The following is a 23,223-nucleotide window of genomic DNA, read 5'->3' as shown; positions in this document are numbered from 1 at the left end:
TTTTTGTCTATAATTAAACGATTGTTCGATTAAAAAGGAGAGCTATGATGACTACAATTAATGAGATGCACCAAATTTTTAACTTGCAAAAGACACAGTATGACCGTGCGCAACCAATGACCTATGAAGAGCGTGTGACTGTTTTAAATCAGATTGAGGCATTGATTCGGGATAATATTTCAGAATTAATCACGGCACTTCAAGCAGATTTTGGGCAGCGTGATCCGCTACAAATTGTAAGTGCTGATTTAACCGGACCACTAGCGACGATTGCATATATTAAGAAGCATCTTCGTAAATGGATACTACCAGCTAAGCAACGGTCGGGTTTGATGGCATTAACTGGAACTAAACAGTATGTTTATAATGAACCATTAGGTGTAGTTGGTATCATGTCGCCGTTTAATGCACCAATCGATCTTGCGCTAGATCCAGCGGTAGAAGCGATTGCAGCGGGGAATCGAGTGATGGTAAAGATCTCTGAGTATACCCCTAAGACAGCGGCACTGGTCCAGAAATTGTCACAACAGTATTTAAATGAAAAGAACTTTGCAGTAGTGACAGGAGAAGCTGATATTGCGGCTCAGTTTTCAGCACTGGATTGGGACAAACTAGTTTTTACAGGTGGCTCTGAAACTGGTAAGAAGGTATTATCGGCGGCGGCTCCTAATTTAACACCGGTTGTTTTAGAACTGGGTGGTAAAAATCCAGCCGTTGTTTTACCAGATGCTAACAAGCAAATGACAGCTGCCAAGATTGCGCGTAGTCGTTCTGGTAATAGTGGTCAGATTTGTTTGGACACCGATTATGTGTTACTTCCCACTGACCAGTTGGATGAATACGTGCGCTTAATCACTGCACAACTTGCGCAAGCATTTCCAACTTACATTAATAATTCTGAATATTCTGCCATTATCAACGATCGTTCTTACGATCGGATTTTGGGAATGCTTACTGAAGCTCGGCAACGGGGAACTAGGCTGATAACGATTAATCCAAATAATGAATTGGTTCCGGACGTGAAAAGACGGCTAATTCCATTAACGTTGGCGATTAATCCTGATCGAGATTTACAGATTGCCAGAAATGAAATTTTTGGACCTATTTTATCGATCTTTACGTATGATTCACTTGATGAAGCCATCGCTTTTATTAACTCTCATGAAAAGCCGTTAGCCATGTACTTATTTGGTAGGAGTTCAAGGCATTTGAATCAAATTATTTCGCAGACATCATCTGGCGGAGTAGATATTAATGAGTTATCCTTGCATGCGGGTTCGCATTCAATGGGTTTCGGTGGTGTGGGTTATTCTGGAATGGGACGCTATAAAGGCGGTAAGACAGGCTTTGAGACGTTTAGTAATCAAAAATCTGTGTATAAGCAAGGTGTTTTGGCAAAATATACCACGCGCTTAATGGTACCGATCCATAATAAACGTAATGAAAAGCTGCTGAAGCGAATGTTGGGACTATGAAGTCGTGTTTAATCTAGGGCAATAACATGGTTAGGACTTTTCTTCGTGTCTATGACTAATTGATGTAAAATACTAGTATAAGTATGAACATTAATATGGATTTTTATAAATTGAATAAGACAAAGTAGCACTGGTCATTGGAGATTATGAAGTAATTATAAAAGATGATACTCAGATTGAATATATTCTGAGCTTAATCAAACAGGCATGGGAAAAGTATCGTCACTAAAACTAAAAACGAATCGCAGGTGCATCTATATCACAACAATCAAAGAAATTACTGAAGCTATCAAGGCTGATCCCGATAACGCTGAATATACGGCGAAGGGGTGGGACCCATTATTTCATGTGTTACCGACAGCCACTATTTTAGTGATTAGTCAGGCACCGGGACGTATTGCCCAAAATACCAAGACGTATTTCAATGATGCGAGCGGGGACCGACTTCGGGATTGGATGGGCGTGACGCGGGAGCAATTCTATCAAAGTGACCGCATTGCAGTTATGCCACTAGATTTCTACTATCCTGGTAAGGGCAAAAGCGGTGACTTGCCACCGCGCAAGGGCTTCATGGATAAATGGCATGAACCGCTGCTAGCAATGATGCCTAACGTTCAACTGACGTTACTTGTGGGCCAATATGCAATTAAGGCTTATTTAGGACGTTCACGGCAAAAGACGTTGACTGCAACGGTTCAAAATTATCAGGATTACTTGCCTGATTATTTCCCATTAGTGCATCCATCGCCCCTAAATTATGGCTGGCAAAAGAAGAATCCATGGTTCCAAGCGACCGTGGTGCCAGAGCTTCAACGAAGGGTACAGATTGCATTAAAATAAGGTCTACGACAGCCTTGTTAAGGCCAGTGTTCATAGCTTGTTGACTGTAACTTTTAAGGGCCTGATTTGGTTAAAAACGTGGTAATACTGAGCATGAATGGCTCGGTATTACCACGTTTTTAGTTTACTGGTTTATGACGATGCGCTTAGCTAGCCAAGCTTTCTCACTTGAAAAAGATAGTTCTATCTTTTATAATGATATTTATTCTCTTTGTTCATCACTATTTAAAATATAGGAGCTAAAAATTCATGGAAACAATTAAAGCGATTCACACCCGGCATTCAGTCCGGGCTTTTAAAGACGACCCTATTGAGCCACAGTTATTAACAACGATTGTTACAGATGCTCAGCAAACCCCCTCGTGGGGTAATTCACAACCATGGCAAGTCTATATTGCAACGGGGCACGCACTAACTAATATTAAGCAACACTATGCTACTGCCGCTGAGCAAGGGATTACGGAAGACGCTGATCTCGCCAAAGTACACCGGGGTGATTTTTCGGCGTTTTCTAGCCAAAATATGGGGCACTGGGTCGGAACTTTTCGGCCCGTGATCGACTCAGACCCGACCACTTATTGGGATAGTCGTGCTAATCTTTATCGCGCACCGGCGATTGCCTATCTCGTGCTCGACGCTAACCCTAATAGTTGGTCAATCTATGATTTAGGCGCTTTTTCGCAGACGTTAATGTTAGCCGCAACTGCTCGCGGAGTACAGTCAGTACCATCTTATGAACTGGTTAAATATCCGGCCATTGTACGAAACGCACTCGGGATGCCTGCAGATAAAGTAGTGGCGATGGGGATTGCTTTAGGCTATGAGAAACCTGAAAAACCGTTAAATCAATTTCGAACTGACCGAGTTGCTACGCCGCAAGTCTTGCACATCATCAACTAATTTAGACTCACTTTTGCAGCAGAAACCAGCTGTTTACCAGCAGACACTATTGCCAACTGACACCGTTTCATCTAAGATGGAGGGTAACTTGAACCTGATAGGGGAGGCTGGGCAATGACGACTAAACAACGAACGTACAAAATTAAGTCCTATGTCAACGCTAGCCATGCGGTGCGGTGGGCAACTGGCTCCGGAAAAAAGCACACGCACACGTGGGAAATTGTTTGTGAATTGCACACGGTTGATGCGATGGTTGCTTTTTATGATATTGAAAAAAATTTGCATCAAGCGTTGGATGAATTGTCAGGTAAATTTTTGAACGACTTACCTGAATTTAAAACCGTTAATCCAACTGTGGAAAATGTCACGGAGTATTTGTTTACCAAGATTGATAAGACATTGCGAGACAACGGGGCGCAACTGTTGCGAATTGAAGTTAGTGATTCGCCAACACGCGCTTATTGTATTAGTGTCACCGAATAAGATTAATGAAGGGGCCACCAAGAACGACAGTTGCAGCTGTTCTTGGTGGCCCTGATTTTTATTTAATTATCGTTTTGGACGGACAACTGCTAAAAAGTCAGCTAAAGCCTGCGGGTCGGTCAATTGTCGATTACACTGATTACTGTCACGACAAATGTAATTGCCGTTACGCGTGTAAGGTCCGAGACCAGATGACTTGGTTGTCGACATAAAGAGTGCGACGTTGCCAATTGTTTGGCAAATGGCACAGACGCCCTTGACTGTTTGTGGTGCTAGATCTCCCTGGATACCAATGAGACGATCATGATCCGGGATTACTAAATACTTTTTCTGGTTACCACCATCATTCCAACCTAGGTAAGTCAATTCGTGTAATGCTAATTGTGACCATACAGGCTGCTTCAACTTTTTGACCTTGCGAAACAACTTGCTTAGTTGCTTTGTCGTCAAGGATGGAAACGGAATAATTAGCGGAATTAGCGTTTCTAGTAGTTGAGGGGCCTTGGCACGGGTTAGCCGGTCCGTTTGCAAATGGGACAAGAAATTAGCGGTGATTGGATCGTCACTAGGAAGCAGTGGTGTAATCCGCTCGATAGCTTGTGCCCGTACGACGGCTCTAATTTGAAGATCGTTTACGGCGAGCTCGGCGCTAATTAACTGATTGACTTGCTGAGTAATATAACTGTATTGATAGGTGGTAATTGTCGGTTGCATAATATAATTCCTTTCAGATTCAAACCAGACACTTCTCTGAAAGGTTCTGTCGAAAAGTGTCGCTAACGAGCAGCACTTTTGCGTACAGATAATGATGCCATCATCATTAATCATCTCCTTATTTGTGGCCGATTATAGCCACAGCGATAAACAGTATAACGGATGTTGTTGATTTTGGCAATAGATGGTGTCTGTTTTGATAGGCACCTTGCATAACTTATATTTGGAAATCAAATACCGTAAGTCCTAAAATGTTTCACGTGAAACTTTCGCCACGGGACACTAAAACATCACGCAACTCGTGAGTTACGTGATGTTCTCAAATACATATTCGCTTTGAATTGTGCTTAATTCGTGACTGAATCTTTGACTTGTTTCAGCGCATTTTGGACCGCTTCTTTAATAGCTCGGCTAGATGCAGAGGCACCTGAAACGGCGTCAACGCTAGTGGAGTTGGCTGCCACAATTTCTTGTGGAATTTGATCGATAGCGGTTAAACCAACATCTTCACTTTCATGGTGTTGAATAACATCGACTGCTTGAATTTTATGGTCGTTGTAAGTCACACGCACAATAACTTTGCCACCTAGCCCGGCATTAGAACTGCCGAGATATTGATCAGCGGCCAGTTTAACATTAGATGCTGTTTCGCCATCAACAAGGTCATTAATTCCGTTGGCTTCGTTGGCGGTGACAGATTCACTATCTACCTTTGGACGAGCAGCGTTTTCACCGGCTAACTTACCAAAGATCAAACATTCGGCTAAATTACCACCACCTTGATAGCAGTTTGCAACGATACCGCCTAATTCACCAGCGCCGAACAAGTGTGGAATAGGTTCGTCATTGACGTTGAGAATTTGGGCATTTTCATTGCGTTGTGGCCCCCCTTGCGTGTTGAGGACGTCATTGGTCGTAGCAATGGCATAGTAAGGGCCATCGTCCAGTTGACGCATCGTTTGCGGATCACGATCAAATTCAAAATCACGTCCCACTTCTGTGTAGTGATTAAAGTCAGTTACCGTCTGTTGTAGATTATTAGCAGGAACTCCCAATTTGGCGGCCAATTGTGCAATCGTTGGCGCGGAAACGAGTTTGGTCATGAATTTCGGATACGGTAACTGACCAGCCTGACTTTCTTCTTGTTTGAAGGCATCGTACTGGGTTTGATCAAAAATTAAGTAGGGGTGCTGATTATTCATTGGGATTAGCCAAGAGCCATGTGTGTAAACGTGTCCGTGACGGTGCTTAGCGTCTTCTTGGAAGTAGCGTGTCCCATCATCAGCGATAACGAAAATACTACCGTTCTTTAATAAAGGCCAGTGTTCAATTTGACGGCCCCGTTCATTGGCGTCTTCTTTGAAGGTGATTCCAGGTAAGATACCGTGAGATTCATAATTGGTCATGTGCCACATTTTGGCATCAACTTCTTGAGCCATTTTGATACCATCACCGCGGTTATAGAGCGTCCCAAGTGGTGTCAGATTATCACTGTGCAAGTAGGTTTGCTTTAACTCAGGATTGTTTTCAAAACCACCCATAGCTAAAACGACGCCATTATTGGCATGGATATTAAGCAGTCGTTCGCCCCGTTTGATTTGGACCCCTTGGATCACTTTAGTATTAGGATCTTGGATCAAATGTTGTGCCCGTGAGTCCAACCAAACGTCAATATTGTCAGCTCGTTCAAGGACTTTTTGCCGGAGTAGTTTCCATAATGCAGCGTCTTTATCACGTTTGTGAACGAGGGCAAAGTCAATCGTATCACTTCCGGCTAGTTCTGGGTATTCCGCCATGGTTTTCTTGATGGCAACGGCATCACCGGGTTTAATATCATGTTTCCAACTAACGGCTTTAATCCCCAGATATTTTTCAAAATATGCTGGAATTTTACTCATACCGCTTAAATAGGCGTTGAGTGTCTTAGTAGGGGTACTGAATGGCGCGCCCAGTGCTTGATAATAAGCGGTTAGTTTATCTAAGCTTTCACCCGTAACGACGTGTTGGGCGGAGTAGCGGGTGTTGCCACCTTCACGGCCAAATGGTGCCGCATCAACTACTAGTACGTGGGCACCATTATCAGCAGCAAAACGAGCCGCTGAAGCACCGGCACCACCAAAGCCTAAAACGATAACGTCGTAGTTACCGTGCCAGTTCACATTGAGCGCGGGCGTGCCGTTGAGTGCCTTAACGTATTTTTCAAAGTTATCGAAGCACCGTTCCAAGAACTTGATAGAAGGGGCATCGGTCATTTGACCATTCTGATCAAAGGCTTTAGCAGCGTAGCTTAACATGTATTCATTGCCAGGGAGTACCTGAGCATCAACTCCGGGCGCATTGAGAATATTGCGTAAGTCACCTTGAGCACGGCACGTCCCCTGTACGCCAAGGGAAGTACCAACTAACATGACCGGTTTATTAGCAAAGGGGTGGAGCTGGTAAGAAAGCCATTCAATAACGTTCTTGAGTGCGGCCGGAATGGCATGATCGTATTCGGGTACCCCGATGATCACCCCATCGGCCTGGCTAATTTTATCATTTAAGGCTTGAACGGTCGCCGGGATATGATTTTGAGTTGGTTCATTAAAAAGGGGAATCCCTGTAATTTCATTAACGTCAATGGTAGCCCGTTGACTAAAATGATGCTTCATAAATTGTAATAATTCACGGTTGTAAGACTGTTGTGCCGCCGTACCAATCAAGGCAATATATTTCATAATTAACATTCCTTTATTAGTTTTTTAGTTGGATAAGTACACGGATTGTTTACGCTTTCAATATAAATAGTTACCTAGAAAAAACAACCGTTAATTTTAACGAAGCCAACAGAATGCTATTGTGACAAGGATAACAAGCTGTGATTAATTTGACGGGTTGTCGAAACTTTAGTGAGAATTAAGCAAGTGGCAAACTTTATTTTAGCTTTTTATAAATTCTATTTATAAAAGTGTCCGATAAAAGGCACTAGTCGCTATGATAATTTCAGGTATTTTTAATCGCAAACAGGTCCCTGTAGGCTGTATATAACGGGTTTTATTGCGACACCTCAAGCAACTACAACTAAATTTAAATTGACAGACTTATAAATTAAGTTATGGTGATATTGAAAAACGGCAAACAACCGTTAATGGCAAGATATGTGAAAATCTTAACAATTATATGAAGATTAGGAGGAAGTGCAGATGTTGAGTGAAATAAAATGGAAGGGCTTTCTGTTACCGCTAATTTTTGGAATTGGGTTATGGCTAGTTACGCCACTACGACCAGTAGCAATTAGTATTATGGCGTGGCACTTATTTGCAATTTTTGTGGCAACGATTATTGCTTGTATTACCAAGCCATTACCGATGATGGCCGTCACGCTGATTGGGATTGTTGTTGCGACGTTAACGGGTGTTTTTACGATGGACGAAGTCGCTACTGGTTTTGGTAATTCGACGGCGTGGATGGTTGCCATGTGCATGTTCATGGCTGCTGGTTTTATTAAATCAGGACTTGGCAAGCGGATCGCCTATCTGTTTGTCAGTTTATTTGGCAAGCGCACGCTGAGCTTAGCATACGCCTTATCCTTTGTTGATGCCGTATTGGCGATTGGTATTCCTAGCAATAATGCGCGGGTCAACGGGATTATGTATCCCATTATTGATAATCTTTCTCGTGAAATGGGATCTGATCCGAAACAGGGCACACAGCGAAAATTAGGCTCATTTCTAGTTTTTAATGAATATGAAGTTAATAATATTACATCAGGCTTGTTTTTGACCGGTTTAGCTGGCAACATGGTGGCTATTGGTTTAGCTAAGATGCAGGGAATCACGGTAACTTGGATGCAATGGTTTATGGCTGCTTGTGTCCCAGGTATTTTATCGCTACTAATTATTCCATGGGTACTATATAAAGTCTATCCCCCTGAGGTGAAACAAACGCCAGACGCGCACCGCTGGGCAACGACGCGTTTGGCCGCACTTGGAAAAATGACAGCTAGTGAAAAAATTATGTCAATTACCTTTATTTTAGCGATTGTTTTATGGTTGATCGGGACTAAAATTGGCATCGATGCGACCGAAGTAAGTTTTATTGCAGTTGTTATTTTGCTGATTACGGGCGTGTTAACGACTAACGATTTGCTCAATGAACATTTTGCTTGGAATATTTTAGTCTGGTTATCGATCATCATGATGATGTCTAAGAAGCTAATGACACTAGGCTTTTTCCCATGGTTTTCCAAAACGTTAGGTCATTTACTGAATGGTATGAACTGGATTAGCGTGCTCATTATCCTGTTTTTAGCTTATTTTTACTTACATTACATGTTTCCGAGTGTTTCAACACAGATTTCGGCGTTATATGCTGGCTTTTTATCCATCGCCATTGGTGCCGGTGTTCCCCATGTTTTAGCGGCGTTACTATTGGCATTTGCTGGTTCAATCAACTTGTCAACGACGCCGTACTCGGCCGGGCCCGCGGCATTATTGTCAAGTACAGGCTATGTGACTAGTGCGGAGTGGTGGCGATTGAGTGCAATTATTGGGGTTATTTTTAACGTCATCTGGTTAGGTGGGGGCTTGCTGTGGACCAAGTTATTAGGCTTTTGGTAAGACTAACTGAGCAATATAGATGCGGTAAGTCGTGATTGATCCTGACCACGATTTGCCGCATCTTTCGTGTTAAAATTAGGTATTAAATAGATTGAATGGGGGCGTTGACGTGAATGAACGCGATTTAAAGTACTTCTGTTCATTAGTTGAAACGGGAAATTACACGGCCACGGCGACCAAGTTTCACGTCACACAACCGGCTATTTCTGCAGCTTTACGACGATTGGAAGAAGAATACCAAGCAGTATTACTAACGCAGGCCAACCATCGGGCCCAACTAGTAACGACGGCAGCGGGGCGGACCTTGTATATTAAGTCTAAGCAACTCTTAAAAGACGTTGCGCAGATGGCACTGGAAGTTCATCACGCTAATGAGCAGCAAGTTCGGCTCGGATTTTCCAATGTTGCGGGTGGTATTTGGCTTCCCCGGGTGATAAAAAAATTTATCTCAGTTGATTTATTAGACCAGGTCACAACGACCGTTGCTGATTCAGAACAATTGTTAGTTGACTTGCGGCAAGGCAAGTTAGACGCAGCGGTTTTTTCAACTTTGGTCCCAGAACGTGCCACGGATTTACGGGTGAGCATCTTAGAGGAACATCAGATGCAGGTCTTGGCCAATGTCAATAGTCCATTAAGTCACTTAAAAACGATTCGAGCAACTGACTTACAAGGAGTGCCTATCATCGCTCGTCCTAAACACGCATTACCACGGTTAGCATTAGAACAATATTGTCAGCGCGGCCACATACAGCCTAAAATCGTCTACGAGGCAGCTACCAACGCGTTAGTCGAAGGTCTAGTTGCTCAAAACGTTGGTGTTGGGGTGGTCATTGCAGATTCCGTAGTGCTAAGTGATCAGGTTGTAGGGATTCCACTAGCTGCCCAAGAGCAATTACACTGTTACATGCAACTGGCGGTGCGGAAGTCCTTTTTGCCTAACGCTAATCAGCAGCGGTGCATTGACGTCCTACGTCAAATTAGACGGGCTAATTAGGTCTTCAGCACTAATCCAAAAATAGCGCTCGCATTGACTTTTTCAGTCAACGCGAGCGCCGTCAAATCATTATTGAGCTAACATTTTTTGAGCGAATTCCTTAACGAGTTCAATCTGCTCATCTTTGAGCTTGCCGCCAGTACTGCCGATGATTTTCATTCCTTTGCCACCCATGACTTGGTGGAAGTGGCCGATGACGGGAATGCCCTTTTCGGTGGCAATCTTTGTCAGGGCTTTGTCTGAAACCATTTCTGGTCCGCCAGAAGTTGTGAATAGGGCGATTTGTTTGATCTTAGTCGGATCAAGGTTCTTCATAAAAGCAGATGCGGTTTTGTCGGGTTTCATAAAATAAGTACCGCCGCCAAAAAAGAGTGTGTCAGCTTGTTCGACAGGTGTATCGATGGATTGTGCTGGAACACCTGCCACGCTAGCGATTTGTTCGGCAAATGCTTGTGTATTGCCATTGCGAGTTTGATAACGAATTGCTACTGTCATGGAAAAGACCTCCGATAAATTAGTTGAAATAAGACCGTTCTCGCGATGAGTAACTGCTCAGGGGGACTGGTTATAAGTTTAGAATAATATTGTAATATCAATTCTAGTATAAATCGTTTTGAAATCGATTACAAAAATATAGTGAGCGCATTCTTGAGGGTTAAGGCTAGCTTATTCGATTGCTGGAATAGTCACAGCAATCTATCGCGGTTACGCGCATGACGATGTTGTATCTTAATGGTTATTAGCGGAGCAAGCGGGATTCTTGCGGGCATAATATTGGTGATGATACGCGATTAGTGTCGTTATCGTCAGTAATTTAGGAGGACGGCGAAATGCCAAAAATATATTTTTTATGTACGGGCAATGCCTGTCGCAGTCAGATGGCAGAAGGCTTTGCACAGCAATTATTGGGACCAAACTGGCAAGTTGCTAGTGCTGGGGTGGAGACACATGGCCTGAACCCACTAGCTGTTCAAGTAATGAGCGAGGTGGGTATTGATATCAGTGACCAGGTTTCTAAATTAATCGACCTGACCTATCTTAATCAGTGTGCAGTCGTGGTGACGTTGTGTGGTGATGCACGGGATCGCTGCCCCGTCACTCCGGCAACGGTGACCAGGCTACACTGGCCATTGCCTGATCCGGCTCGCACGACTGGCAGTGTTAGTGACCAATTGCTAGTATTTCGACAGGTCCGAGATCAGATCAAAGCACGAGTGATTGATCTGGCACGGACCTTGAATGTTTCGGCAACGTAGCCGTGCACAATGAACGGTTGCAGTATTAAGAAAATAAATCCAATTATAATGATGCGCATGTAAGCTAAGAAGGGCTGGCATGCGTTTTTATTAGCTAATTAAAGTTGGAACCACACTTTAGTTAGTTATAATTGTGAACCAACACACATGTATAAAAGCTACAGTTTAATCGTCGTAAGACTAGTACTTTTATCCATTACTCAAACAAATTTAGTGGGTTAATATGAAAGCGTAGTCAAGATAAATGACCGGTCATCAGGTTAATGTTTACTGATAAGTTAATAAAATCACAATTTCATCGAGGAGGACGCAAAACATCATGAAAGATTTTAAAGATAAAGTTATGTTTATCACGGGTGCGGCCCACGGATTTGGTCAAGTTATTGCTGAAGGCGCCGCGGATCGGGGTATGAAGCTCACGATTGTTGATATCGACGAACCAGCTTTGAAGAAAACGTACCAACATATTCTCGACAAGGGTGCCGAGGTGTTGATGGTTACCGCTGACGTTACAAAGGAAGCTAGTGTCGACGATGCGGTTGAGCAGGCCATGGAAAAGTTTGGGCGGATCGACCTACTGATTAATAATGCCGGGATCGCGCTACCTGGCCGAATTTGGGAATTGCCGACTCGTGATTGGGAATGGATCATGCATATCAACTTAATGAGTCAAGTTTATGCGATGAAGCGCGTTATCCCAATTATGATTCAACAGAAGACCCATGCGGATATTCTTAACGTGGCTTCGATTGCCGGCTTAGTTGATACGCCCGGAATGCCTTCTTATCATGCTAGCAAGTTCGCTTCTGTTGGGATGACTGAAGCGACCGCCTATGACTTACAACGGGCTAATATTGATATCGACATGCACGTGATGTGCCCTGGCTTTGTTCAGACGGATCTCTATCACACTGAAAATCACCGGCCAGCGCAATACAGCGACCCAACGGACCCGTATTATCAAAGTGAAGCGTACTTAAAGGGACAACAATTTGCGAAGTATGTCATTACCAACGGGAAACCAATTGATACGATTGCCGATACCGTCTTTAAAGCCTTAGAGGATAACCGTTTCTACATTTTGACCCATCCAGAATATAATCCACTGATTGAAGACCGAGTTAAACGGATCGTGACGGATGGCGCACCAGACGTGCACATCATGGACGGTATCATGTAAGCTAATCACGCAAACAAAGGAGTGTTTTACCATGGCAAGTTTTATTGCAAGTGATCAGGATGTTAAGAACTTTTTGACAGCACCAAGCATGAATGACCAGGAAGGTATTGGGTTTGCTTATGCCACTGACGAAGCGGTGCTTAAGGCTTTAATTCCAGCACCATTAAAATTAATGGCACCGGTGGTTTGCGGTTATGTCGTTCATATGGGAAAACCGACTTTTAGTGCCCCATACCTTGAAGAAAGCCTATTTGCGTTAGTTAGCTACAAGGATAAAATGATGGGCGCTTACCCGATTAACCTCTTACTCCACGGTCCCGGGGCGGAGAGTGGTGTGATTGCAGGTCGGGAAGGTGCTGGGATTCCTAAGAAATTAGCGGATGACATCGAATTGCGCCGGAATGACAACAGTGCGACAGCCACGGTCGAACGCCATGGCAAGACATTACTGAACGTTTCGTGGACGGCCGGTGAACTGAATGATCCGTCAATTATGAAACAATTTGCGGGGCAGCTCGCGTTAGGTAAGGAAGCCGAAATGAATAGTTTCTTCTATAAATATGACATTGATCAACATGAAGATGGGACGAACCATTTCAGTAATGTCCAATTAGTTGCGACTCAATTACGGTCCTTAGCTGATCAAGTTGAACCTGGGAACCTAAGTATTCAGTTGGAGTCAACCGATGATGATCCATTTGGCGAATTGAAGGTCTTGAAGCCACTCGGTGCCGCTTGGTTCCACTTCGACACGTCAGTTATGTTCAACACACTGAAGTTGGACGAAGTTGATGCTGCGACAACAATGCCAAAGCTCTTAACGGGTCGGTATGACCGGAGTTTCTTCAATCCCAAGGCAGCGACTTACATTATTTAGGCCGATTACGAAAGCGAGGAATAGCTGATGTCAGAAGCAGTGAAAAATTTGGTGAACAATGATTTAGCAGACGTGATGTTTAACCGCCATTCAGTTCGGCAGTTTGACCCGAACGTTAAAATTGGACGTGATGAGTTACAAAAGATGATTGCGGAAGCAGCCACCGCGCCATCGGCATGTAATTTACAGTCATGGCACTTTGTCGTCGTGGATACCCCCGAGGCAAAGGCTAAGTTCAAACAAGCCGTGATGAAATTCAACTACCCACAGGTCGACAGTGCATCGGCCATCGTCTTTATTGCCGGTGACACCCAGTCGCATTATGTTTATCGCGATGTCTGGAACAAAGTTTATGAGGATGGGAATATTACGAAGGAACGCTTGGATCAGATTCTGGGAACCTTCTTACCATTATATGAAAATGCCACACCAGATTTCTTGAAATTCGATGCGACGATTGATTGTTCCGTTGTCGGGATGCAGTTGCTGCTAGTGGCACGGGCTCATGGGTATGATGCCAATGCGTTCTCCGGAATTGACTTTGAAAAGATGATTCCGACGCTGGGTCTTGATCCTAAACGATACGTGCCAGTAATGGGGATCGCAATCGGGAAAGCAGCGCAAGAACCGCTCCATACGACTCGGTACGATGCCAAAACACAGACTGATTTCTTAGCCTAATAGGTTTATGAAAAGAGCGGGATTCCCGCTCTTTTTTGTCCGAATACGGGCCTAAGAAAGCTGAGGGCCTTTCGAGTGGGGTGGTGGGTTGTCAGTAGGCCTCTTTACAAAAGCGCTTACATTATTTATGATGAAGGCGACAAGCGTGAATAAGGAGGTTACTTGAGTATGCAATTAAAGCCGTTATTGCGGCAGTTAGCCACAACGTTTGAGGTGACTGTCGATCCAACATTTACACATAATCCCGAAGTTACTCACGTCCAATTTGTTGATCCGACGGAAGTGTTAGCAAGCCACCGGTTATATTTGTCCCCCGACTCGGGTCAGCTAGTTCAACTTGCTTATAGTTGGCACGGCCATCGTCAGTCGGTCGGACTAGTAAATCTGGGAACCGGTCTGACTACGATCATTGCGGCACAAAATCAGTTATTGAAATTATTAATGACGCTTGGTCAGTGCTTACACCACGATGTTCAAATTCAAGCAGCCATCAATCAGCTCGCTATCCAAGCAATCACGGCGGATTTTGATACCACACTGGCCCAAGCAGTACACTTATTAGAGAATCCGCTGGCGATTATTGATCTGAACGGGGAGATTCTGACACGGTCGCATACGACGCAACTCAATGGGACTAGTATTCACGCTGCAGTTGAGACGAATCGAGTCGGACGCTGGCTGTTAGACCACGGATTTGCACCGGATACGCCGGATTTTTTAACGCAAGTCTATGTGGCGGAAGATCAGTTGTCGGCGGGGCCCATGCTAATTACGCCGTTAGCAAATGGCACCGAGCCGATCGGTTATTTGGTGATGCCAGCACTCAATAAACCACTGAATGATCGACAAGCACTACTGATCAATTCGATTGGTCAGGTTATCGCTGGCTCGTTAGTTAAAAATCAGATTATGCCAACAGCTGAATCGCAACGGGACCGGTTATTAAACTTATTATTGACGGAACATCAAGGGGGAACGTTTGCTGATCAGTTTGCTGAACAACACGTGCAATTACCGACAGCCATGGTGTTAATCCGCTGCGAACCACTAGCTGATCAAGCACCGATGATTTTACAGCAGCGACTACAGTACTTGATGATGCCACGATTCAAACAAGTGTTGGTTTCGACTTATCAGCAACAATGTGTGGCACTGATCCCAATTAGTCTGGTCGCATATAATCAGAATCAATTTAAACTAACGTTGCAGCAAATTACGAAGCAAGCGGATTGCCGCTTGATCGTGTCTCAGCACTACGTTAATCCGGAAGATACCTTTGCCGCGTATACAGTTTGTGAACGAACGGCGCAACTGAAGACTGGCCGTGGTCGGGTGATTTTTTGTGAAGACCAATTCTATAATCTTGCGTTGGCACGAGTTAATCATCTTGAGATCTTACCGTTCTTTATTAATCCAGCCCTACGTTTGTTGTTAGCCTATGATCAGCAAAACCATACAGAACTGGTACCAACATTAGATGTCTACTTACGGGCGACTTGTAATTTGACCCGCACGGCTAAGCAATTATACGTTCATCCAAATACACTGCGTAATCGACTGCACCATATCACAACACTGACCGGATGCGATTTACGGGATGCGGAAACGTGCTTTAAATTGGCTGCTAGTTTTAAATTACGGCAATTTTTAACCCAGCATCAGTACCAGTATCGACCGGATATTCCAATTCCGACCCAAGATTAAGTGGGCATAAAAGCGTGCAACCGTTTGTGGAAAAATGGTTGGATCAGTCATTATTAGTAAATCCGTAAATTCAGGATGGACGGCAATAATGGGGCCGCCATTGCGATTTGATCGGCGGGCAGGCATGTGATTAGCAACAGTCGTCATTAAAATTGTTATGCAACCGGTTGCATTGAAACTGAAAGCGTTTTATAATGTTAAGTGAACATTAACGGTGTGCTTCAAAACAAGACGGGTAGCCGTCACTCTTGGCGCATCTATTGATGATTGCGCAGTTGTCCGGTACCCAGCAATCAATTGTGCTGGTAATTAACGAGGAGGAACCATTAATGAGTAAATTTGCAGATATTAAAGGGTTTGTATTTGATTTAGATGGCGTGATTGCGGATACGTCCGTTTATCACTCACAAGCTTGGCATCAATTAGCTGACGAGTTGGGCGTTGCCTGGAGTGAAGAACTTGCCGATAATTTAAAGGGTGTTAGTCGAATGGACTCGTTGAACTTAATCTTAAAAACGGGTGGTAAGGAAAACGACTATACGGAAGCTGAAAAAGTGGCTTACGCAGCCAAGAAAAATACTAATTATCTGAACCTGTTGAAGGGAATGGATAAAACTGCAATTTTACCTGGTATCGAAGACTTCTTAGCCGATCTCGCCAAGCATGGGTATCGTTTATCCTTGGCCTCAGCTTCTAAGAATTCACCATTGGTTCTGGAACAGTTAGGCTTGGCGCATTACTTTGAAGCCCGGGTGGATCCCGCAACCTTGAAACACGGTAAGCCAGATCCAGAGATCTTCGCACGTGGCGCGGAAGTGCTTGGCTTGAAGCCTGAAGAATGTGCGGGCGTTGAAGATGCTAAGGTCGGTATTCAGTCAATTAATGGTGCTGGTGAAACGTCGATTGGGATTGGTGATCCTGCCATTTTGACGGGTGCGGATGTTAACTTCACTTCAACGAGCGAATTAACCTTAGCTAATCTAAAAGCCGCGTTAGCCTAAGTTTAAATAATACGAAAAGCTTACTTCACAAAGTCAACTAGATTTGTGATGCAAGCTTTTTTGAGTTACTGCTTTTCTGAAAGTCTTAATGGGCCGCTGGCAAGGTGGCAACATCGGGAGTTAGTAACTGGACGTGTGGGGTGCGACTAAGGACGTATTCTAACGGAACGGTCTGTTTTTCTAATAAATGATCCGTTAAGTTAACTTGCTGAATCACTCCCGGATTTTCGTACAGATCTAGTGCGTACGTTTGATGATTCAAGTCCATGTAGCTACGGTACTCAGTATAGGTTGCTTGGCCGTTGGCGGCTACTTTGGCGCCCTTGGGAATAGTCACAGCATTCAAGATGTGTTGAAGTAAGTTGACTGTATCTGTTGTTGTCGCTGGCACTAGCGCATAGTGTTTCAAGAAGACGGTCCGTGCAAAGCGAGACATCGAAGTATAGTCACCAGGTAGACCTAATGCGCCCGTACCAGGTCCCTGTGAACCAGGTTGGTAGTTAATGAATTTATTTAGTGGCCGCTCGGTGTTAGTCAGGGTGCCATACTTACTTAAGTTTTGTAGCTGCCATTTGAGGTTCGGTGAATTGGTCAGGACGCCGACTGGGTTATTAATCAGGCGAAGCTCGCCACTAGTTGGTTCCAAGACGGCGGTTTCACCGGTTTGGTCACTAATGATAAAGTGAAGTGGTGGAATTTCGTTAATTAATTCTGCCGTGCTACTAATCAATTGAACGTCTTTGACGCGCTCACGTAGGTCAGCAACACTAGTGATTTTTCCGAGTACCCAGGCGACGAAATCGTGGGGTGCGAGATCGATTTTGTCTTGGTTACTGTGAGGCTGGTAAATTGCATGATTCGGAAAGTAGAGTGCTGCGATGCTGACACCACATTCGTTAACGCCGTCCGTGAAAATTTCATGGTTCAGTTGGCGACCCGCGCCAATAAAGCCATAAGTCGTGGTGAAATCACCAAGGTCACCCGTCACGCGGTAATGTCGAGGCATGAACATAATACGGGTCTCAAAGTCAACGTTAAAATCCATTGTACGAGCTAAGAAGTGGCCTCCATGACTATTTGTATAAGTTAGACTAGTGCACATACAAATCGCTCCTTTATTAGATGATATCGGTAACTTATCATATGATTGCGGATAGCGGCGAAAATTGTGACGCTTAAATTAACGAATGGTAATCAAGTTTACTTTTGAGGGGGTAGTTCAATTAACAAGCTGGGGAAACTCATCATGAGGCTAATGTTTCACGTGAAACATTATGCTTTTAAAATGACAAAATCGCTATCATAAATGATGTTAGTAGCCTAAAATAAGGGGGAAAGCTACTAACATAATGAACGATCTAAGACGGAGGAAGAAATGAATAAAGAGCGTAAGTCGGTGATGCCGCTATCACAACGACATCATATGACAATTCCATGGAAGGACTTTATCCGTAATGAAGATGTTCCCGCTAAGCATGCTAGCTTACAAGAGCGAACATCAATTGTTGGTCGAGTTGGCATTTTAATGTTGTCGTGTGGGACGGGAGCGTGGCGGGTTCGTGATGCGATGAATAAGATTGCTCGCAGCCTGAATTTAACGTGCTCGGCAGATATCGGGTTGATTTCGATTCAGTACACGTGTTTTCATCATGAACGTAGTTATACGCAAGTATTATCGATACCAAATACTGGTGTAAATACGGATAAACTAAATATTCTTGAACAGTTTGTCAAAGACTTTGATGCGAAATATGCACGGTTAACGGTGGCACAAGTGCATGCAGCAATTGATGAAGTTCAGACGCGTCCTAAACAGTATTCGCCACTGGTTCTTGGGTTGGCAGCTGGCTTAGCCTGTAGTGGATTTATCTTCTTACTTGGTGGGGGTATTCCCGAGATGATTTGTTCCTTTTTGGGCGCGGGTCTTGGTAACTATGTTCGGGCGCTGATGGGTAAACGGTCGATGACGACGGTTGCCGGGATTGCGGTCAGCGTTGCGGTAGCGTGTTTGGCTTATATGGTTAGTTTTAAGATTTTTGAATATAATTTCCAAATTCTTGCCCAGCATGAGGCGGGGTATATTGGTGCCATGTTATTCGTGATTCCGGGTTTTCCGTTCATTACGAGTATGTTGGATATCTCTAAGTTGGATATGCGCTCAGGACTGGAGCGCTTAGCTTACGCGATTATGGTTACCCTGATTGCAACTCTCGTCGGCTGGCTAGTCGCGACACTGGTGAGCTTCAAGCCAGCTGATTTCTTACCGCTAGGACTTTCACCGTTAGCGGTACTTTTATTACGATTACCAGCTAGTTTTTGCGGTGTTTACGGGTTCTCAATAATGTTTAATAGCTCGCAAAAAATGGCCATTACCGCGGGATTTATTGGGGCCATTGCGAATACATTGCGCCTTGAACTAGTTGACTTGACAGCAATGCCACCGGCCGCGGCCGCCTTTTGTGGGGCGCTCGTTGCCGGCTTGATCGCATCGGTGGTTAATCGTTATAACGGCTATCCCCGGATTTCATTGACGGTACCTTCAATCGTAATTATGGTTCCGGGATTATATATTTATCGTGCAATTTATAGTATTGGCAATAATCAAATTGGTGTCGGTTCACTATGGCTGACGAAGGCCGTGTTAATCATCATGTTTTTACCGCTCGGGCTATTTGTAGCGCGTGCGTTGTTGGATCACGAATGGCGACACTTTGATTAATTGAGTCTATCAAGTTAGCGGTTAAAAAGTCATTTAGTCACCAGATCAGTTAGGTCTGGTGACTAAATGACTTTTTAAATGGCCTTTGACTGAAAATTTAACGGTGACAGTTTACAATTAAGTTATCAATCTAGCTGGGGGCTTGGTCATGGAAGGGATTACTAATTTACGGTCACTAGGTGGTTATCGCAATAAAAATCAGCAAGTAATCAAAGATGGTTTAATTTACCGGTCAGGACAATTGGATCAATTAACACCGGCACAGACGCAGTATCTAGCAACCACGCTTGGCATTACGCGAATCGTGGACATGCGTAGTGCTGATGAGCGTCATCAATTTCCAGATGCGACATGGCCACACGTCCAGTATCACGTGCTGGATGTGCTAGCACAAGTCATGACGAACGACGCAAGTTTACAATCGATGATTAGTAGTACGGGGGCGGTCCATGACCGCATGGTTCAGTTATATGAACAGCTAGTGTTAGATCCTACTGCCCGTCAAAGTTATTGTCAATTTATACAGCTACTACTGGTTCCAGATCAGCCACTACTGTTCCATTGTTTTGCCGGTAAGGATCGCACCGGCGTCGGGGCCGCCTTATTTCTAAAAATTTTGGGTATTAGTGACGAGCAAATCATGGCTGACTATCTGCTCACAAATCAAGCACGTGCGGCTGCTAATCAACAAATCTTGGCGACGATGGCGTCGCAATTATCTGATGAGCAACAACGGGCCGTGAACCAGGCATTATTAGTAGACGCTGATTACCTGAGCCATTACTTTGAAGTCATCAAAGCCCGGTACGACACATTTTCAAATTACTTGCAGACGGGTCTAGGGCTGACCTCAGCGGAATGTCAACAGTTACGCGAATTATATTTGACTAAATAGTCAATAATATAAAGGCGCAAAAAATCACACCAATACTCACTTAAGGACTAACCTGGGTATTGGTGTGATTACTTATTCATGGGTGTTTGCGTTGTCCGCTGACAATAGTCGGTCAATCATCTGATTGCCAGCCTGTAAATCGGCGCGTTGATAATGTTGGGCACGAATACGCATTGGATCACCACCATGATAGTATTCGTACATCAATTGGCGCTGACCAAAGCCAGAACTTGTTAAATCGAAGGCTAAGTTCAACAAGCGCGTGCGGGTTTTAGCGGTGGCTCGGTCCGTCGTGAGTGCCTGGTTGAGGATTGTCGCATTATCGCCGTCAAATTCCGCAAAACTTGGCACGCCAACCATGGAACCGGCCGCTAAGTGTTGAGTCACGCGCAAGGCCTCGTCATAGTATTCGGGAAGGGTCGAGCGAACCGCTTGCAAAGCTTGGAGACTGGGCGTATAGATACCGAATTCGTCCAGATGACCGTTGTCTTCTGAACGGGTGATGGTACCCTTGATGAGTTCCAGATTAGCGGTTAACCGACCGAGTTTTTCTTGGACACCTAAGAAACCATCTAATCCTAAGATATGAGCAATCCGAAGCGCTAAACTGGTTGCTAACTCAAGCTTAGTAATACCTCGAACCTCATCTTGATGGGAAGTGTGGCTAAACATGCCTGAATCGATGAAGAAACGATTACTCATTTCAACATTATTTTCAACAAATACTTTTGACCACGGAATAAAGGCGTGATCAAAGACAATGTAGGCGTCAATCTCATCAAGGGCGTTGCTGAGTGGGTAATCCGTAATGGAAGCGGTGGGATGATCTAATAATTTGCGACAAATGATCTTGACGCCCGGATTATTGAGTGGCGTAGCAAAGGCGACAGCATAACTACTATCGCCGTTTTCTAACAACAGTTCCGGCGGATTAAAAATCAGGAGGTCATCAGCAATTGGGGCCATCGTATTGACCATTTTGGCACCAGAAACGAAGATTCCATCTTGATTACGTTCAATGGTATGAACACCCGCGTATCCAGACGGAATGGCATTGATGGCTTTTTGACGGTTGAGTTGTGGGTTTTGAAGCGCATGGCTAATGAAGATATCGTTAGCTTTGACCTCCTTAGCGTAATTGCGGGCATTAGCTGCAAAATCAGTATATTGATTTTGCCCGAGGAAGGCAGCGCGTTCTGCTAAGACGGCCATCCCAGTATTAAGAAAATCCGGTGTGCGGCCTAACATGCCGCTGTTACTTTGCGCAATTTCTTGATAAGCACGGTGCTTTTGTTGTAAATCAGCGACGGTGCGTGGCACTTTGAAAGCAATATCGTAGCGGTGACCATTTTCCTGATAAGTATGTACTTCGGGATGGTTGTGTTGCAGGTCATAGTACTGATTATTGAGTGCTAAAGTTTTACGAAAAATGGGCACATCGGCGACATTGACGCGGTGACCATTTAGATAGACCGCGCGCCCGTCATTGAGTTGTTCGATAGTATGCATGTGTCGTTCCCCCTAATGAAAGTTCTATTCCAATATACCACTAATGGAAGCGAATTCACCAGTGCTGATTGGAACGCTATTTTTAGTGAACGGGATAAACGACGTGGAAGCGTTCCAGAACCATTTGTGCAGTATGGGGATCAAAGCGCTGATGCTCGCTTTGGTACTCCTGCTTGAAGAAGGCATCATGAACACGGCGCCAATAGGCATAAGTACGATCGCCTTCACCTTCTAAGTAAGCGTGGGTTGCATCGATGTCCAAGTAAGGCGTAATCATGACTTGATCGGTCCGGGTCACACAGACAGGCTGATTATGAGCATCTAAGATGACGTCATAAGCGCCCACTTTTGGCAGTGGTTCATCAGTTTCGTATAGGTCATAAGCGCTGGTGGTAGCCGTTTTTGTGCCAGTTAGTACGAGCTGTGCAAGTTTATCAGGATCGCTGCCAAACTGATAAGCACTTTGTAATGGGGTACTTTGTGTCAATTTGAGCGTCGTTTTAGCTTGTTCGAAAAAAGATTGGACGTCCATTATTATCACCTCTAAATTATGATCGGTTTTAAGTTTAACATAAGCGCCCATGGCTCAAGTAATTAGCGTGGTATAATGACTCTATCTTGGGTAATTGCAGGCGATACCCAGACCAAACATTGCCGTTGTGGAAAGGACTAATCATGCGAATTAATGTGTTGCAACATACCCCCAATGAGGGCCCTGGAATGATTGCTGATTGGGCGCATGCCCATGGTCATACCATGTATGTCTATCACCCGTATCAATTCGGTGTTCTCCCAACGGCGGATGAGACGGAGATGCTTGTTATCCTCGGCGGACCGATGAGTCCCAACGATACGCTGCCATGGATCAAGCAGGAACGAGACTTGATTCAACAATTATTGGACCGCGATATCCCAATGTTTGGTGCGTGTTACGGCGCGCAACAAATTGCGAAGACCTTAGGATACCCAGTCACTAAGGCGCCAGCTAAGGAAGTAGGTTGGGCACCGATTTACCGACAGAGTCCCGTGATTCCGGGGATTCCAGCAAAACTGTCGGTCTTGCATTGGCACGAGGAGATGTTCACCGTTCCAGCCGAAGCAACGCTGTTGTTCTCTAGTGATCGTGTGACCAATCAGGGTTTCGTATGGAAGCATCGGGTAGTGGGGTTACAATTTCACTTTGAGCCGGCTGCGGACAATGTTCGTGAGATGGTCGTCAATGATTATCGGTATATTGCGGGGTCGGTCCTAAACCAAACAGCAGCAGAAATTTTACAAACGCCGGTACCACGAGAGAATCAACAAGTTCTGAATGCAATTTTGAATTATATTACGGCTGAATAAAGCAGTTAAGAAGAGAATAATCAGGTTAGTAAAAATGTCGGTAGTCCTTG

Annotated in this window: 21 protein-coding genes; 15 read left to right on the top strand and 6 right to left on the bottom strand. The window is 44.4% G+C overall.

Annotated features, from left to right (window positions below):
• Positions 1-47: 47 nt before the first annotated feature.
• The 4 genes from E5260_RS15085 to E5260_RS15070 all read left to right on the top strand — a co-directional run bounded on the left by E5260_RS15085 (position 48) and on the right by E5260_RS15070 (position 3,698).
• On the top strand, positions 48-1,475 hold the full coding sequence (locus E5260_RS15085; protein WP_224271899.1) for a coniferyl aldehyde dehydrogenase: 1,428 nt from the start codon (positions 48-50) through the stop codon (positions 1,473-1,475).
• A 207-nt stretch (positions 1,476-1,682) separates the two neighbouring features.
• A complete protein-coding gene (locus E5260_RS15080; RefSeq protein WP_003641664.1) occupies positions 1,683-2,315 on the top strand; it encodes a uracil-DNA glycosylase family protein in 633 nt (210 codons plus the stop codon).
• A gap of 249 nt (positions 2,316-2,564) precedes the next feature.
• Positions 2,565-3,215, top strand: a complete 651-nt coding sequence (locus E5260_RS15075) for a nitroreductase (RefSeq protein WP_003641665.1) — start codon at positions 2,565-2,567, stop codon at positions 3,213-3,215.
• Positions 3,216-3,329: 114 nt separating this feature from the next.
• A complete protein-coding gene (locus E5260_RS15070) occupies positions 3,330-3,698 on the top strand; it encodes a 6-carboxytetrahydropterin synthase (protein ID WP_003641666.1) in 369 nt (122 codons plus the stop codon).
• Between the two features lie 66 nt (positions 3,699-3,764).
• On the opposite strand, the gene E5260_RS15065 is transcribed toward E5260_RS15070, so the two are convergent.
• Both E5260_RS15065 and E5260_RS15060 read right to left on the bottom strand, forming a co-directional pair.
• A complete protein-coding gene (locus tag E5260_RS15065) occupies positions 3,765-4,412 on the bottom strand; it encodes a FusB/FusC family EF-G-binding protein (RefSeq protein WP_003643639.1) in 648 nt (215 codons plus the stop codon).
• A 347-nt stretch (positions 4,413-4,759) separates the two neighbouring features.
• On the bottom strand, positions 4,760-7,129 hold the full coding sequence (locus E5260_RS15060) for an FAD-binding protein (RefSeq protein ID WP_003643640.1): 2,370 nt from the start codon (positions 7,127-7,129) through the stop codon (positions 4,760-4,762).
• Between the two features lie 465 nt (positions 7,130-7,594).
• On the opposite strand from E5260_RS15060, the gene E5260_RS15055 reads away from it, so the two are divergent.
• Positions 7,595-9,010: a DASS family sodium-coupled anion symporter gene (locus E5260_RS15055; RefSeq protein ID WP_003641669.1), complete on the top strand. Its 1,416-nt coding sequence runs from the start codon at positions 7,595-7,597 to the stop codon at positions 9,008-9,010.
• A gap of 109 nt (positions 9,011-9,119) precedes the next feature.
• Positions 9,120-10,007: a LysR family transcriptional regulator gene (locus E5260_RS15050; protein WP_003643641.1), complete on the top strand. Its 888-nt coding sequence runs from the start codon at positions 9,120-9,122 to the stop codon at positions 10,005-10,007.
• 69 nt (positions 10,008-10,076) lie between these two features.
• Here the strand turns inward: E5260_RS15050 and E5260_RS15045 are convergent, their stop codons facing one another.
• Positions 10,077-10,502, bottom strand: a complete 426-nt coding sequence (locus E5260_RS15045) for a flavodoxin family protein (protein ID WP_003641671.1) — start codon at positions 10,500-10,502, stop codon at positions 10,077-10,079.
• A 335-nt stretch (positions 10,503-10,837) separates the two neighbouring features.
• Here E5260_RS15045 and arsC point away from each other — a divergent pair, with 335 nt between their 5' ends.
• The 6 genes from arsC (at position 10,838) to pgmB (ending at position 16,706) form a co-directional block, all read left to right on the top strand.
• Positions 10,838-11,263, top strand: a complete 426-nt coding sequence (gene arsC, locus E5260_RS15040; RefSeq protein WP_003641672.1) for an arsenate reductase (thioredoxin) — start codon at positions 10,838-10,840, stop codon at positions 11,261-11,263.
• A 319-nt stretch (positions 11,264-11,582) separates the two neighbouring features.
• Complete coding sequence (locus tag E5260_RS15035; RefSeq protein ID WP_003641673.1) at positions 11,583-12,443, top strand: SDR family NAD(P)-dependent oxidoreductase; 861 nt, start codon at positions 11,583-11,585, stop codon at positions 12,441-12,443.
• A gap of 31 nt (positions 12,444-12,474) precedes the next feature.
• A complete protein-coding gene (locus tag E5260_RS15030) occupies positions 12,475-13,320 on the top strand; it encodes an acetoacetate decarboxylase family protein (protein ID WP_003641674.1) in 846 nt (281 codons plus the stop codon).
• 27 nt (positions 13,321-13,347) lie between these two features.
• Complete coding sequence (locus tag E5260_RS15025) at positions 13,348-14,001, top strand: nitroreductase family protein (RefSeq protein WP_003641675.1); 654 nt, start codon at positions 13,348-13,350, stop codon at positions 13,999-14,001.
• Between the two features lie 168 nt (positions 14,002-14,169).
• Positions 14,170-15,705: a PucR family transcriptional regulator gene (locus tag E5260_RS15020; protein WP_003641676.1), complete on the top strand. Its 1,536-nt coding sequence runs from the start codon at positions 14,170-14,172 to the stop codon at positions 15,703-15,705.
• 329 nt (positions 15,706-16,034) lie between these two features.
• Positions 16,035-16,706 carry a beta-phosphoglucomutase gene (gene pgmB, locus E5260_RS15015; RefSeq protein ID WP_003643642.1) on the top strand — a complete coding sequence of 224 codons (672 nt, stop codon included), beginning with the start codon at positions 16,035-16,037 and terminating at the stop codon, positions 16,704-16,706.
• 85 nt (positions 16,707-16,791) lie between these two features.
• Here the strand turns inward: pgmB and E5260_RS15010 are convergent, their stop codons facing one another.
• Positions 16,792-17,808: a choloylglycine hydrolase family protein gene (locus tag E5260_RS15010; protein ID WP_003641679.1), complete on the bottom strand. Its 1,017-nt coding sequence runs from the start codon at positions 17,806-17,808 to the stop codon at positions 16,792-16,794.
• Positions 17,809-18,081: 273 nt separating this feature from the next.
• Between E5260_RS15010 and E5260_RS15005 the strand changes: the two genes are divergently transcribed.
• Entirely contained in the window at positions 18,082-19,425 is a 1,344-nt protein-coding gene (locus tag E5260_RS15005; RefSeq protein ID WP_003641680.1) for a threonine/serine exporter family protein, read from the top strand.
• Positions 19,426-19,573: 148 nt separating this feature from the next.
• Positions 19,574-20,320, top strand: coding sequence for a tyrosine-protein phosphatase (locus tag E5260_RS15000; protein ID WP_003641681.1), 747 nt, complete (start codon positions 19,574-19,576; stop codon positions 20,318-20,320).
• Positions 20,321-20,392: 72 nt separating this feature from the next.
• Here the strand turns inward: E5260_RS15000 and E5260_RS14995 are convergent, their stop codons facing one another.
• Both E5260_RS14995 and E5260_RS14990 read right to left on the bottom strand, forming a co-directional pair.
• On the bottom strand, positions 20,393-21,829 hold the full coding sequence (locus tag E5260_RS14995; RefSeq protein WP_003641682.1) for a 4-hydroxyphenylacetate 3-hydroxylase N-terminal domain-containing protein: 1,437 nt from the start codon (positions 21,827-21,829) through the stop codon (positions 20,393-20,395).
• Between the two features lie 82 nt (positions 21,830-21,911).
• Entirely contained in the window at positions 21,912-22,361 is a 450-nt protein-coding gene (locus E5260_RS14990) for an ASCH domain-containing protein (protein ID WP_003646159.1), read from the bottom strand.
• A 143-nt stretch (positions 22,362-22,504) separates the two neighbouring features.
• Between E5260_RS14990 and E5260_RS14985 the strand changes: the two genes are divergently transcribed.
• The gene (locus E5260_RS14985) at positions 22,505-23,173 is read left to right on the top strand and encodes a type 1 glutamine amidotransferase (protein ID WP_003641684.1); all 669 of its coding nucleotides are present in this window, start codon (positions 22,505-22,507) and stop codon (positions 23,171-23,173) included.
• Positions 23,174-23,223: the final 50 nt, after the last annotated feature.

The sequence above is a fragment of the Lactiplantibacillus plantarum genome, from assembly GCF_014131735.1.
GTDB lineage: Bacteria > Bacillota > Bacilli > Lactobacillales > Lactobacillaceae > Lactiplantibacillus > Lactiplantibacillus plantarum.
This window is presented reverse-complemented; position numbering and strand designations above follow the sequence as displayed.